This is a genomic window from Mycobacterium sp. 1165196.3 (assembly GCF_001673415.1).
Taxonomy (GTDB): domain Bacteria; phylum Actinomycetota; class Actinomycetes; order Mycobacteriales; family Mycobacteriaceae; genus Mycobacterium; species Mycobacterium europaeum_A.
Genome location: NZ_LZLU01000114.1, coordinates 18293 through 31783, shown reverse-complemented (window position 1 = coordinate 31783; position 13491 = coordinate 18293). Strand labels below are relative to the sequence as shown.

13 protein-coding genes are annotated in these 13491 nt (G+C 67.1%); 2 read left to right on the top strand and 11 right to left on the bottom strand.

Going from position 1 to position 13491, the window contains the following annotated elements:
* Positions 1 to 10: 10 nt before the first annotated feature.
* Together A5659_RS12395 and htpG are read right to left on the bottom strand one after the other, a co-directional pair.
* The gene (locus A5659_RS12395) at positions 11 to 226 is read right to left on the bottom strand and encodes a hypothetical protein (protein WP_066871339.1); all 216 of its coding nucleotides are present in this window, start codon (positions 224 to 226) and stop codon (positions 11 to 13) included.
* A gap of 84 nt (positions 227 to 310) precedes the next feature.
* Entirely contained in the window at positions 311 to 2245 is a 1935-nt protein-coding gene (htpG, locus tag A5659_RS12390) for a molecular chaperone HtpG (protein WP_067181393.1), read from the bottom strand.
* Positions 2246 to 2361: 116 nt separating this feature from the next.
* Between htpG and A5659_RS12385 the strand changes: the two genes are divergently transcribed.
* Entirely contained in the window at positions 2362 to 2982 is a 621-nt protein-coding gene (locus A5659_RS12385; protein ID WP_067181389.1) for a TIGR03085 family metal-binding protein, read from the top strand.
* A 98-nt stretch (positions 2983 to 3080) separates the two neighbouring features.
* On the opposite strand, the gene A5659_RS12380 is transcribed toward A5659_RS12385, so the two are convergent.
* The 3 genes from A5659_RS12380 to A5659_RS12370 all read right to left on the bottom strand — a co-directional run bounded on the left by A5659_RS12380 (position 3081) and on the right by A5659_RS12370 (position 6300).
* Positions 3081 to 4613 (bottom strand): class I adenylate-forming enzyme family protein, encoded by a 1533-nt coding sequence (locus A5659_RS12380; protein ID WP_067181386.1) that lies wholly within the window; start codon positions 4611 to 4613, stop codon positions 3081 to 3083.
* A gap of 19 nt (positions 4614 to 4632) precedes the next feature.
* On the bottom strand, positions 4633 to 5475 hold the full coding sequence (locus A5659_RS12375) for a thioesterase family protein (protein ID WP_066869543.1): 843 nt from the start codon (positions 5473 to 5475) through the stop codon (positions 4633 to 4635).
* Between the two features lie 111 nt (positions 5476 to 5586).
* On the bottom strand, positions 5587 to 6300 hold the full coding sequence (locus A5659_RS12370) for a VIT family protein (protein ID WP_066869552.1): 714 nt from the start codon (positions 6298 to 6300) through the stop codon (positions 5587 to 5589).
* 298 nt (positions 6301 to 6598) lie between these two features.
* Here A5659_RS12370 and A5659_RS28515 point away from each other — a divergent pair, with 298 nt between their 5' ends.
* Entirely contained in the window at positions 6599 to 7267 is a 669-nt protein-coding gene (locus A5659_RS28515; RefSeq protein ID WP_082976042.1) for a chitin-binding protein, read from the top strand.
* A 97-nt stretch (positions 7268 to 7364) separates the two neighbouring features.
* Here the strand turns inward: A5659_RS28515 and A5659_RS12360 are convergent, their stop codons facing one another.
* From A5659_RS12360 to A5659_RS12335, 6 genes are all read right to left on the bottom strand, one after another.
* A complete protein-coding gene (locus A5659_RS12360; RefSeq protein ID WP_066869538.1) occupies positions 7365 to 8000 on the bottom strand; it encodes a class I SAM-dependent methyltransferase in 636 nt (211 codons plus the stop codon).
* A complete protein-coding gene (locus A5659_RS12355; protein WP_067181382.1) occupies positions 7997 to 8929 on the bottom strand; it encodes a class I SAM-dependent methyltransferase in 933 nt (310 codons plus the stop codon). Before A5659_RS12355 ends, A5659_RS12360 begins: the two co-directional genes overlap by 4 nt.
* Before the next feature lie 549 nt (positions 8930 to 9478).
* A complete protein-coding gene (locus tag A5659_RS12350) occupies positions 9479 to 9910 on the bottom strand; it encodes a nitroreductase family deazaflavin-dependent oxidoreductase (protein WP_066869532.1) in 432 nt (143 codons plus the stop codon).
* Positions 9911 to 9992: 82 nt separating this feature from the next.
* On the bottom strand, positions 9993 to 10493 hold the full coding sequence (locus A5659_RS12345) for a DUF3060 domain-containing protein (RefSeq protein ID WP_067019288.1): 501 nt from the start codon (positions 10491 to 10493) through the stop codon (positions 9993 to 9995).
* 94 nt (positions 10494 to 10587) lie between these two features.
* Positions 10588 to 10908, bottom strand: coding sequence for an STAS domain-containing protein (locus A5659_RS12340; RefSeq protein WP_066869526.1), 321 nt, complete (start codon positions 10906 to 10908; stop codon positions 10588 to 10590).
* A complete protein-coding gene (locus A5659_RS12335; protein ID WP_066876197.1) occupies positions 10908 to 13478 on the bottom strand; it encodes a SpoIIE family protein phosphatase in 2571 nt (856 codons plus the stop codon). Before A5659_RS12335 ends, A5659_RS12340 begins: the two co-directional genes overlap by 1 nt.
* Between the last annotated feature and the right edge of the window lie 13 nt (positions 13479 to 13491).

Genomic DNA, 13491 nt, shown 5'->3' with positions numbered 1-13491 from the left:
CCGCGCGGGGTCAGCGTTTCGTCGGCCGCCGGCTCACCGGGGCGGTGAACCCTTCGGTGTCGTCGAAGAATGCCCATTGCCCGTCGTCGTTGACCTCCATGCGCCAACCCAGCTCGGTGTCGCCGCCCACGGAGCCGACGAACCAGGCGTGCGCGGCCTCCGCGTCGGCAAAGTTCTTCGTCGCGACGACCCGGCCACGCGGGTCGATGACGCGAAACTCGGGCATGGGATCTAAGTATCCCTGCCAGGCGGTTTTCAATCCCGGAAATCGCCTATTCGGCCCGGCACGCTGGGGCCGGCCGGCGCGGGGCTACAGCGTGCGGGCCAGCCGGTTGGCGAGGATCTCGGCAAACCTCGCCGGATCGTCGAGCGCACCACCCTCGGCGAGAAGTGCTGTGCCATAGAGCAATTCCGCGGTCTCCGCCACCGAGGGGTCGTCGCTGCGGTCCTGGTGCGCTTGGCGCAGGCCGGTGACGAGGGGGTGGTTGGCATTGAGTTCGAGGATCCGCTTGCCCACCGGAATGTCCTGTCCGGACGCGCGGTAGATGCGCGCGAGCGCCGGTGTGATCCCGAAGGCGTCGGTGATCAGGCAGGCCGGCGAGTCCGTCAGTCGGTTCGACAGCCGAACTTCCTTGACGTGGTCGGACAGCATGTCCTTGAGCCAGGTCAGCAGGTCGGCGAACTCCTTTTGCTGCTCTTCGCGCTCGGCCTCGCTCTGCTCGCCGTCGGAGCTGAGGTCCACCTCGCCCTTGGCGATCGACTGCAGCGGCTTGCCGTCGAATTCGGTCACGGTTCCCACCCAGACCTCGTCGACCGGGTCGGTGAGCAGGAGCACCTCGTAGCCCTTGGCCTTGAACGCCTCGAGGTGCGGCGACTTCAGGATCTGCTGGCGCGACTCCCCCGTGGCGTAGAAGATCTGCGTCTGGCCGTCCTTCATGCGCTCCACGTACTGGGCGAGCGTGGTGGCTTCCTCCTCGCTGTGCGTCGAGGCGAATGAGGAGACCTGCAGCAGCGTCTCCTGGTTGTCGAAGTCCGACAGCAGGCCCTCCTTGACGACCCTGCCGAATTGGGTCCAGAAGGTGCGGTAGTCATCGGGGCGCTCGGACTGCAGATCCTTGATCGTGGCGAGGACCTTCTTGGTCAGTCGGCGCCGGATGGCCTTGATCTGCCGATCCTGTTGCAGGATTTCGCGGGACACGTTCAGCGACATGTCCTGGGCGTCAACGACACCCTTGACGAAGCGCAGGTACTCGGGCATGAGCTCGTCGCAGTCGCCCATGATGAACACCCGCTTGACGTAGAGCTGTATCCCGGTCTGGGCGTCGCGGCTGAACAGGTCGAACGGGGCGTGCGACGGGATGAACAGCAACGCCTGGTACTCGAAGGTGCCTTCGGCGCGCATCGCGATGACCTCGAGCGGGTCGTCCCAGGCGTGCGCGATGTGCTTGTAGAACTCCTTGTACTCCTCTTCGGAGACCTCTTCTTTGGGCCTGGCCCACAGGGCCTTCATCGAGTTGAGGGTTTCGGTCTCGATGGTGACGGTCTCCTCGCTGCCCTCCTCGCCGGCCGGTTCTCGCCGCTCGACCTGCATGCGGATGGGCCAGGCGATGAAGTCGGAGTATTTCTTGACCAGGCTCCTGATCTTGAACTCCGCGGTGTAGTCGTGCAGCTCGTCCTCGGCGTCCTCGGGCTTGAGGTGCAGGATGACCGACGTTCCCTGCGGGGCGTCGTCGACCGATTCGATGGTGTAGGTGCCCTCGCCGCTGGATTCCCATTTGGTGGCCTCGCTCTCGCCGGCTTTGCGGGTGAGCAGCTCGACCTTGTCGGCGACCATGAAACTCGAATAGAAACCGATACCGAACTGGCCGATGAGTTCCTCCGAGGCCGCTCGGTTTTTCAGGTTCTGCGCCTCCCTTAGTTGCTTGCGCAGCTCGGCGGTGCCCGACTTGGCCAGCGTGCCGATCAGATCCACCACTTCGGCGCGGGTCATCCCGATGCCGTTGTCACGGATGGTCAGGATGCGCGCATCCTTATCCACGTCGATCTCGATGTGCAGGTCGGAGGTGTCGACGTCGAGGTCCTTGTTCCGGAACGCTTCAAGCCGCAGCTTGTCCAGCGCGTCGGAGGCGTTGGAGATCAACTCCCGCAGGAACGAGTCCTTGTTGGAGTAGACGGAATGGACCATCAGATCCAGCAGTTGCCGAGCCTCTGCCTGAAACTCCAACTGCTCGACGCGCGCGTTCATGACTGCTCCTACAGCTCCTTTCCAAAGGACAGTGACGTCTCAAATTTACCGAGCCGCCCACCATTGGTGTTCGGTGGACCCATCCACTTCGGGGCAACCGCCTCTAGGCTGAACGCATGTCTGTTGCTCAACGCGAACGTGCCGCCCTGGTGGAAACCATGCGCGGCGTCGGGCCGGACGCGCCCACGCTGTGCGAGGGATGGAAGACGCGGGACCTGGCCGCGCACCTGGTGATCCGTGAGTACCGTCCCGACGCCGCGCCCGGCATCCTGATTCCTTTCTTCGCCTCCCACACCGAGAAGGTGCAGAACCAGGTGGCCGAGCGGAATGAGTGGGATGAGCTGGTCGGCAAGCTCGCCGCCGGCCCGCCGGTCTACTCGCCGCTCAAACTGCTCGACCCGGTGGCCAACGTGGCCGAGATGTTCATCCACCACGAGGACGTGCGCCGCGCGCAGCCGGGCTGGCAGCCGCGCTCGCTGGAGCCCGCCCTGAGCAAGATGCTGCGGCGCACCCTGCCGTTGATGGCCCGGGTCACCCTCGCCAAGGTGCCCGGCCGGGTGGCGCTGCGTACCCCGGAGGGCAAGACGGTGCTCACCGCCGGTCAGGGCCCCGCGGTGACGGTGACCGGGGCGCCCGAGGAGCTCTTGCTGTTCAGCGTGGGGCGGCAGGCCAAGGTCGACTTCGACGGCGACGCCGCGGCGGTGCAGGCCGTCCGCGATGCGCCTAAGGGGTTGTAGGACCGGCGATCGCGGCGGCCGCTTGCGGGCCGTCCGGGAGGATATCCGCGATTCGAAACTTGATAGCGCACGCGCTATCAAGTTTGAGTGGACGTTGGTCATCCGAAGGCCGCGCGCAGCTCCTTCTTGATGACCTTGCCGAACTGATTGCGCGGCAGCGTCTCGACGACCACCAGGTGTTCGGGGTGTTTGTATCGGCTGAGGCCGCGTGATTGGCAATGTCGCACAAGGGATTCCAACGTCACACCGTCGGCCGTCGCGGGCACCACGACGGCACAGACGCGTTCGCCGGTTCGGGGGTCCGGAATGCCGATCACGGCGACATCGGCGACGTCGGGATGGGTGGCGAGCGCATTCTCGATTTCGAGCGCCGAGATGTTCTCCGCGTTGCGGATGATCGCGTCCTTGGTGCGGCCCGTGACGCGGACATTGCCGTCGGCATCGATCAGGCCGAGATCACCTGTGCGCAACCAGCCTTCGTCGTCGAACGCGTCGGCGTCGAGCGCCGGGTCGGCGTAGCCGAGGAAGCACTGGGGTCCCTTCAGCAGCAGCTCGCCGTCCTGACCGGCGGCCAGTTCGACGCCGCGGCTGTCGACCGCGCGGACTGCGACCCCAGGGACCGGCGGCCCGACGGTGTGATCGAGCACCTCGGGCGCGGCGGTCAACGAGGGTGACGTCGCGCACGGAAACTCGGTCATGCCCCACGCATTGGCGATGCCGGCCAGGCCGAAGGTGTCGCGGACCTGGCGACTGAGTTCGGCGGTGACGGGCGCTCCCCCGGCCAGGCAGCCTCGGACCGACGGAAACAGCGGCCGATCGCCTTGGGCCCGTTGGGCTTCGAGGAATGCAACGAAGAACGGGGTCGCGGTCCCCAGGAACGTCGGATTGTGCGCCGCGATGGCCCACGGCGTGGTGGCCGGGTCGAACGTCTCGAACAGGACCAACCGCATGCCGGTCAGCAACCCGGTGGCCAGCATCGCCGCCCCGCCGATGTGTGCGATTGGGAAGGCGATCGGATCCACGTCGCTACTGTTGGCGCCCACCATGCCCACCACTCCCGCCGAGCCGGCGATCACCGACGTGTCGGTGTGACGGATCCCCTTGGGGGCCGCGGTGGTTCCCGAAGAATAGTAGATCCAGCGTGGGTCATCGGCGGATCTGGGCGGCGGCGGGAGCGCTGCGGTGTCGGCACCGGGCAGCCGCAGCCGGCCGGTGGATGGCGGTGTTGCCAGGTCGAGGGTGAGGACCTCGAAGCCCCTGTCCCTCGACAATGCCCGGGCCAGCTCACCGTATTCGAAGCCGCGCCAAAGCCGGGGAACCACAAGAAATTCGGAGTGCAGTTGGCCGGTGATGAAGCCGACCTCGCTTTCCCGCAGGATGGGGATGATCGGGTTCTGGACCGCACCGAGCCGGGCGAGTGCGGCCATCACCACCATGGTTTCCAGCGTGGTGGGCAGCTGCCAGGACACGACCGTTCCCGGGCGTACCCCCCGTTCGGCCAGGGCGGCAGCGGTTGCGCACGCGGCGTCGTGCAGTTGGCCCGCTGTCAGGCTCCGCCCGTATTCATCGGCGAGAAGCGGTCGGGGTGATCCGCGCTGTGCCGCGTCGGCGACCAACGCCCAGAATGTCACCGTGCCAATTCCTTTCGGCTCACCTGGCGGACGGATCGGTGGAGGGCGGGCGGAATCCCGAGTGTGCAATCGCGACGGACACCCCGGTGCCGATCGGGCCGTTGGCGTCCACCAGGACCGCCGAGCCGCTGGCCACCCCGTCGTGGCTGTGGTGCGTCAGGGAGGCGAGCCCGACATGGGCGCCCTCGGGCAGCCGGCTGAGCGTGAGCGTGTAGTCGACGTTGATGAACTGCAGGGAGTTGGTGCCCCAGTTGGCGATCGACGCCGTGATGTCACCGGCCATGGCCACGCGGGTGAAGGCGGTGAGCGGTTCGTCGTCGATCAGCGGCCGTGTCTCATGGATCCACGTGTATTTCGGACCGTCGCCTTGCGGCCAGTCCGGATCGGGGTTCTGTACGTCCGCGCCCCAGCCGTAGGTGCGCATGAACAGCGTCGAGTAGGCGTCGTCCAGCGGGATCGGTGGCATTTGCACCGGTGGCGACCAGACCTGCCCCTCGGGCTGGGCGCCACGCCGCAAAAACAGCGCGCTCGCCTGGGCCACCGGGGCGCCGTCCTGGGTGATCACGGCCTCGACCAGCCGCAATCGGCGTCGGTCGTGTTGCACCTTCGTGTGCACCTCGAGCGGCGCCAAGGCCGTGGGCCGGGGTAGGTCGACGGTCAAGCGCGCCGGTTGCAGTTCCGCGTCCCGGGCCGCATCCTCGACCGCCCACGCCAAGAGTCCGCCGACGACATGTCCGCTCAGTGATGGGCCCCATCCGCCACGCGCGATCTTGGTTGGGACGAAGTGGTTTTCGTCGCGGACAAAGTACGGCACGGGTTCCGCCCAGGAAGCTTCCTCCGGCGCGATATCGGGCTCGGCCACTGCATGACCCTTCGGGTGATGGGATTGCGGGCTCTACTGAGGACCGCAACTGTGGATGTTACAGTTGCGCTTCCAGTCGTCGGCTGCGCACCGCGCCGTGACGCTCATCGGTCAGCCGATTGCGGCGCCCACCAGATGACCGATCACGTAGGTGACCCCCAGCGCGAGGCTGCCGCCGATGGCATTGCGCAGCACGGCTCGGCCCTTGCGGGCTCCGCCCAAGCCGGCCGAGACCGCACCGGTGATGACCAGCGCCACGAGTACGGCGACGACCGTGACGGGGACTCGCCACGTGGTCGGCGGGACCAGGATCGCGACCAACGGCAAGAGCGCACCGATCGCAAACGAAAGCGCCGACGACGATGCCGCCTGCCACGGGTTCGTCAGCTCGTCGGGGTTGATACCCAGTTCGACTTCGGCGTGGGCGAGCAGCGGATTGTGGTCGGTGAGTTCCTCGGCCACGGTGCGAGCCGTTGCCGGCGTCAGGCCCTTCGCTTCATACAGTGCGGCGAGCTCGTCCAGCTCGGCGGCCGGGTCTTCGCGCAGTTCGCGACGCTCCTGGCTGAGCAACGCCTTCTCCGTGTCGCGCTGGGTGCTGACGGAAACATATTCGCCCAGCGCCATCGACACCGCCCCGGCGACCAGGCCGGCGCTGCCCGCGGTCAATATCGGGGCGCGTTCGGCGGTGGCGGCCGCGACCCCCACGACGATGCCCGCGGTGGAGACGATTCCGTCATTGGCACCCAGGACGCCCGCGCGCAGCCAATTCAATTTCGACGACACCGAACCGACGTGGGGTTCGTGCGGATGTGACGCACTCGGCACGGCCGCAACCATATAGATGAAAACCCTTGCCGACTAGCCAACATAGCCTTCCCAAACCGACCTACGCACCGTGTTGGTCCACGCCGATTCGCGGAAAAGACCTGGTGAATGCGCTGCGCGGCTGGCCGCGCTCGGGCGGATGACGGGTTGAGCGCGGCATGGTGGCGGCCGCGACCAAACGTTCTGCATGGCCGGGACACAGCCAGTCCATAGGAAACCTATCTAGCGTCGGGGACGTAACGGGGGGTGTTCTAACGAACTTCCTTGCAAGAAATCCCTAGTGGATAGGTGAAGCATCATGAAGTTGAAGCAACTTGTCGGAGGGGTGACCATCGCCGGAGCGCTCAGCGCTGCGGCCCTGGGCATGGGCGCCGGGTTTGCCAACGCTGCGCCCGGAGCGCCACAGCCTCCGGGTAATCACGGCGGGGCGGCGCCCGGTGGCGGCCACGCTCCCACCGGTCCCAACGATCCCGGCGGCCCGGGCGGACCGGGAGGGCCCGGTGGTCCCGGTGGCCACCCCGGCGGCCCCGGTGGTCCTGGCGGTCCGCCGCCTGGTGATCACCCCGGTGGTCCGGGTGGTCCGGGTGGCCCTGGCCCCGATCATCCCGGCGGTCCGGGCGGGCCTGGCGGCCCCGGTGACCACCCAGGCGGGCCTGGCGGCCCCGGTGGTCCAGGCGATCACCCCGGTGCTCCCGGCGGATTCGGTGGACCGGATCCCCACCCCGGCGGCCCTTGGCACGGAGACGCCCAGCGCGGTTACTTCCACGGTGCACCGTGGGGCGACGGACCTGGCCCCTGGGGAGCGGGCGCGCCGCCGCGGCCGGCCTGGGATCGACCGCTCCCTCCGCCCGGTGGGCACTGGGACTACGGCCCGATCAATTACTGGGGCTACCAGGAAACTCCCATTTGGGATCCCGGTTTCAACCAGTGGGGCTTCTGGCTCTTCGGAGTGTGGATCCCGCTGTGATCGATAGCTGACAAGACGCCCGCTTCGCCGATCGGCGAAGCGGGCGTCTTCGCTTGTTTACGTTGGCGCCGAGCGGTTTTCACGCTCGGCGCTGGCTTCAGCTTTTGATCCCGACAGTCAGCAGGTCAGGCACCAGCGCCGTCCACACCGGTCGCGGGATCCGGTGCTGATCGCTGATCGAGAACCCGGCGTTTTCGAATAATGTCCGCATCTCGGGTGCCGAAGCGTTGTGTTGCGGTTTCCACCGGGAGTTCGCGGAGGACTGCAGCCGCGGTTGCCGCGTACTGAGCGCCGAGACGGCAACCAGGCCGCCCGGCGCCAGCACGCGGTGAAATTCCCGCAATGCCGCCGGCTGATCGAAGAAATGGAAGGCCGAGGTTGTCACCACGGCATCCAGAGCGCCGTCGTCAAACGGGAGCTGCTCGGCCGGCGCGCGCAGCCATTGCACCCGGTCCGACCTGGCGCGAGCCTGGCTGAGCATCCCGTCGGACATGTCGACGCCGTAGATCTCGTCGGGCTGCAGTTCGCGCTCGATCCGATCACTCAAAATCCCTGTGCCGCAAGCGATGTCAGCGATCTTGCGAGCGCCATGAGTGCGCAGCTGGGCGATCACCTCGTTGTGCGGAGGCCGGTAGACCCACTGCTGTAGGAACGGCAGATCGTAGACCGGAGCAAGGAAGCTCCATATCCGCGTGACGGCGTCGTTGAGCCCTCGTCGCTGCGGTGCGGTCATTGACATAGCTCCGAGCTGTAATAGATGGTGTCGGCCACCGAGACGGAATCATTGGTTTGCGGAATCGCATCCAGGCCGGAGTCGGCCAGCAGCTGAGTCATCCGCGCGCCCTCCGACCGCCATCCCAGGTTGTCCAGATAGACGGCGACGTCGTTGCGCTCGCCCTGATAACCGAGCTCGCCGAAATCCAGCTCGAAGCCGTGCTCGCGCCATTTCGCGGCGGCCTTCTGCATCATCTGCTGGGCCTTCTCGGTGTCCACTTGCGACATGTCCGGAATAGCTTCGCACGCCAGCCGGCTGCCGGCGGCGCTGAGTGCGGTGATGTTGTCCAGCAGGCGGTCTTGGGCCTCGGGCGGCAGGTACCCGAGGAGCCCCTCCGCGATCCACGCGGTGGGCCGGCTCTGGTCAAATCCGGCGTCTACCAATGCCTTCGGCCAGTCGTTGCGCAGGTCGACGGCGACGGTACGCAACTGCGCCGTCGGGGCGGCATCCAGCTTGGCCAGCGTCGCGGTCTTGAATTCGATCACCTGCGGCTGGTCGATCTCGAACACGGTCATATCGGCCGGCCAGGCCAACCGGTAAGCGCGTGCGTCGAGGCCCGACGCCAAGATCACGGCCTGCCGGATCCCGGCCTGCGTCGCGGCGCGGAAGAAGGAGTCGAAGAATCGGGTTCGGGCGGCCATCGCGGCGGGCATGTGTTCGAGCTTCCAGCCGGATTCGTGGTCGTCGACGTCTGCGGCTACCAGGTCGCCGGAGACCCAGCGCGTGAAGAAGTCCACCCCGACGGCACGAACCAGCGGTTCGGCGAAGCGGTCCTCGATCAACGGGTTGTCGGCTTTGGTCGCGATCGCTCGCGCGGCTGCGACCATCGTGGCGGTGGCGCCCACACTGGTCGCCAAATCCCAGGTGTCGTTGTCTGTGCGTGGCATGCGGCTACTGTCCCCCTCAGAATCACAGGTTACTTAGCCGGTATAACGAACGGTGGGTGCGTAAAGTTCCCGCGGCCCCACCGCCCGGCTGTTTCGCCAGATCGAGCGTCGCGTCGCCGCAGCTAGCCGGCTTTCTAGTGTGGCCCGGGGCGTCCCGGTCCACCGGGTCCGCCCGGTCCTCCGGGCCCGCCGGGCCCTCCAGGGCCGCCCGGCCCTCCAGGCCCGCCCGGTCCGTTTGCGGCCGGGAGGAGGAACACACATTCGTTCAACTCCGCGCTCCAGCCCCAACCCGGGGCGCATTCACCGTCGGCGCGGCTCGTCGCCGGCGTTGCGATCGCCGTCACCGGCAACCCGACCAACACCAGCGCGGCCGCACCGATCACGCAGCGTCGCAGGTAATGTCTCATCGCCGACCTCACTTCGTCGTTCGGGCAAGGCGGGCGTGATGACCGGTCGCTTCCGGCCTGACCCGCGCCCATCATTGTGCGGCAAGCACCGGAATTAACGGGCCGGATTTGACGAGCCCGAATACCGTTGCCCCGCGCGCCTTCAGTCGGTTATCAATTCGAACACCGGGATCAGTCGATCGGTGCGTTGCTGGTATTCCCCGAACCCGGGCGCACGTTCGACCACCACCGAATAGACCGAATCCCTTTCGTCGCGCGGTAATTCACGCGCGGTCGCGGGTTTCGCGGCCTCCGAACCGATCTCGACAGTCACGCGGGGGTTGGCGCGAATGTTGTGCACCCATGCGGGATTGTTGTCCCGGCCCGCCGCGGAACCAACGACATAAATTTTGCCGTCGATATCGAAGTAGGCGACCGGGTTGACGCGCTGGGCGCCGCTTCGCGCTCCGGTCGACGTCAGCAGCAGCAGCGGGAAACCCTCGAATTGCCCGCCCACTTTGCCGCCATTGCGGCGGAACTCGTCGATATTCTGCTCGTTGAATTCGCGTTCCGCGCTCAGCGCGTCGTCACCCATTAGGCCATCGTGGCATGCCGCGCGTCCGCCGGCCAGCATTCGTGACAGTTACGCTGTGCGACAACGGGATTGACTTTGCCGATCAACTTCCGGGGAATGGCGGCTGTATGCCGGCGGGACCGACGATGCTGTTGCTGGCGCCAGGGTTGCTGATTTGCGGCACCGCGCCGCTGGGCCCCTGCTGCCAAGTGATGTGGTTGCCCGAGCCGGTGGCTTTGATGACCGCCACCGATTGCAGATTCACCGTGTTCGCCGAGCCGCTGACGTCGACCTCACCGCACGACCCGTTCAAGGTGACGTTGGAGTCGATGCTCACGACGTTGATGGGAGATTGATTCCCGCAGTCATAGGTGACGGTCGCGACGCTCTTGTCGATTTTCGCCGGCGCAACGTCGAGGGGCGCAGGCCAGCGTCCGGCCGGCGAGGCGATCACACCCTGCGACGAGGCCGCGGCACCTCCCGTCAGCACCACGTTCGGTGCACCCGCCCCTGCGGGCGGATGGTCGCCCACCGCCGCGCCGGCCGCCACCACGAAGATCACCGCCGTCATGGTGAGGGGCAACCGGATCATGATCGCGGGCATACGGATTCAATCCTTCGAACTAAATACTGAGAGGCGTTTACGCTAGCGCGGCCGCCGCGAGTGCGCGCGGTGTGAACGCGGGACCGCCGCGGCGTCACTGCCTCGGCGGCGCGGGTTCGACCTTGGTCAGTTCGCTCAGGCCGCTGATTCGCAGCACGGACATCAGGATCGGGTTGGCCAGCAGCTCGATGCGGTCGGCTTGGGAGGCGAGTGCGCTGATCGCGGCGCTGTCGAGGTACTCGACAGCGCTGATGTCGACGAGTAAAGCTTCCTCGCTGCCAGTGGCCTGGTTGGCGGCGCCGGCCAACGCCTGGTTGAACGCATCGATATTGCTCAGGTCGATTTCACCCTCGACGACCAGCACGAATTTCCCGTCGCTGCCGCGCGCGGTGTCGAGCGTGAGCGGGGTGGTCATCAGGTGATCCTTGCGGATAGGTGGACTGTGGTGCCGTCGTCGTCGGGACGGATATCGACATCGTGCATGAGGCTTCGCATGAGGGGAATACCCCGACCGCGATGAGAGTGGGACGCGGGCTGTGGAGCCTTCCACGAGCCAGTGTCGGTGATTGTCAATCGGACCGCGTCGCCGGTTGCGATCGCACCGAGGCGAATTACGCCTTGCGGTCTATGTCGGTGACCATGCTCGATGGCGTTGGCCACGGCTTCCCCGGCGGCCACGAGCACGTTCATCGTCTGATCCGGGTCCAATCGCGCCTTGGCCAGCCAGTGACGCAAGGCGGTGCGGGTGGGCGCGAGTTGACTGACGTCGGCGGGAAAATTCAGCTCCAGCGGGGCCGGGTGGCGATAGAGCAACAGGACGACGTCGTCCTGGTATCCGCCGGTCGGCGCGACACCGGACATGACCTGGTTGGCCAGTTCGTCCAGCGTCAACGCGCGGGCGTCCTGTGCGGCGCCGGCCACCCGGGAGATGCCGTGGTCGAGCGGGACACGGCGGCGCTCGACCAGGCCGTCGGTGTAGAGCATCAGCGTCGAACGTGCCGGGATGGTCACACGGGCTTCCGGGCGGGGCCAGTCACCCCGTATCCCAAGGGCGATGGTGTGGCCGTCGTCGAGCAACTGGGTGGTGCCGTCGCTGTGCACCAGGATGGGCGGCGGGTGACCGGCGCTGGAGTAAACCAGTTCACCGGTCTCGGGAGTGAGCACCGCGCAGACCGCGGTGGTGCATTGCGCGCCGGGCAGCCGCGCGGCGAAGCGATCCATCCCGGCGAGAGCCGCACCGGGACTTGGGTTTTCGAACAACAGCGCGCGACAGGCGCTGCGCACCTGGCCCATCACGGTGGCCGCGGCCAGGCCGTGGCCCACACAATCGCCGACGATCAAGGCGATCCGTCCGTCTTCCAGGTCGACGATGTCGTACCAGTCGCCGCCGACCTGCAGAGGCCTCGTCGCGGCCTGATACCGCACCGCGAAGCCGGCCGGCAGATCGGCCGGGCCGAGGATCGCGTGTTGCAGGGCCAGCGCGGTTTCGCGTTGCTGGTCGACCTGATGCACCCGCTGCAGCCCCTGGCCGAGGCGGCCCGCCAAGACCGTGAGCAAGGTCTGGTCCTCAAGGGTGAACAGGCGCTGGTCGGTCAGATCGATCCAGACGACGAGCACACCGTCGGGGTGCTGCAGTGCGATGCCAGCCGTCCCGGGCTCTCTTGAGTTAGAGGTGAGCAGGTCGCCGTCGCGCAATGAACTGAGCGCCTGCTGGGTGTGCGGTGACAAATCGGCCCACTCTGCCGGCTCGCCAACCGACACGACTTGGGGTTCACCGAACGCCATTTCGGCGGACGAGCTTTGTGCGGGGAAGGTGACGGCCAGAACCCGGCGTGCCCGCCATAGCCGGCGCAATTCCTCGGCGGCGGCATGCACGGCGTCATCGACCGTGTCGGCCTGGGCCAGTTCCTGGTTGAGCGCGTGTTCGCGACCCGCCGCCAGCGCCAGTGCGATGGCCGCGTGCCGGGCGAAGTCGCTGACGAGATCCAGGTAGTCGTTGCCGAAGGCGGGCTGGTGCGGGTCGCGCGCGACGGCGATGACGCCGAGTACGGCACCGTCGGCGATCAGCGGCATGACGATCGCCGAGCGTTCGCCCACGTCGGTGAATCCCTCGATCGGGTATTCGAAGGAGTCAGTGATCAGCGGCAGCCCGCGGCGGGCCACACCGCCCGTGGTCGAGCCGTCCATCGGAACCTGCCGACCAATCACCTCCGAGGAGTAGCGGCCCGCCGTTGCGGCCACGACCAGGGTGTCGACCTCGCCGACGGGCCGTTCGGGCTCCCGGGGCACCAGCAGGATCGCCTGCTCGGCGCCCGCCAGCTCCAACGCCCGGTTCACGATGAGCTGCAACGGCCCCGTCTGCGGGTCGCCGGACAACAGCGCCGTCGTGATCTCGCGGCTTGCCTTCGTCCATCTCGCCGATTCGCGCTCTCGTTCGAATAGTCGGGCGTTGTCGATGGCGGCGGCCGCCGCCGTGGCCATCGCTCGTACGGCGCCTTCCTGGGAGTCGGAGAAGACGCGTCCCGGGCGGTCGTCGGCCAGATACAGGCTGCCGAAATTGGCCCCCCGCACCGTGATCGGGATGCCGAGCAGCGCATGCATCGGCGGTTCGTGTCCGGCCAGCTCCGCTGTGTCGGGATGGGTATTCAGATCGTCGACGCGCAGGCCATCGCCGATCGGGAGCTCGCCGAGCCGCCGTGCCGTATCGACGTCGACTCCCGCATGCACGAAGGAAACGAACGCACCATCGGCGGCGCGGATGCCCAGGGCGGCGTAGCGGGCGCCGGTCAGCTCCATCGCCGCGTTGAGGACCCGCTGCAGCGTCACGTCCAGGTCCAGATCCGAGCCGATCTCGACGATGACCCGCACCAGTTGTTCCATTTGGTCGCGCGCCGCCACCAGCTCATCGAGCTGGTCATGCATGCGACTCACCAATTCGCGCCGGCCCTGCCAGGTGAAGGCAGAGTCACCTCGGTCGCCATCCATGGGCATCAACGGT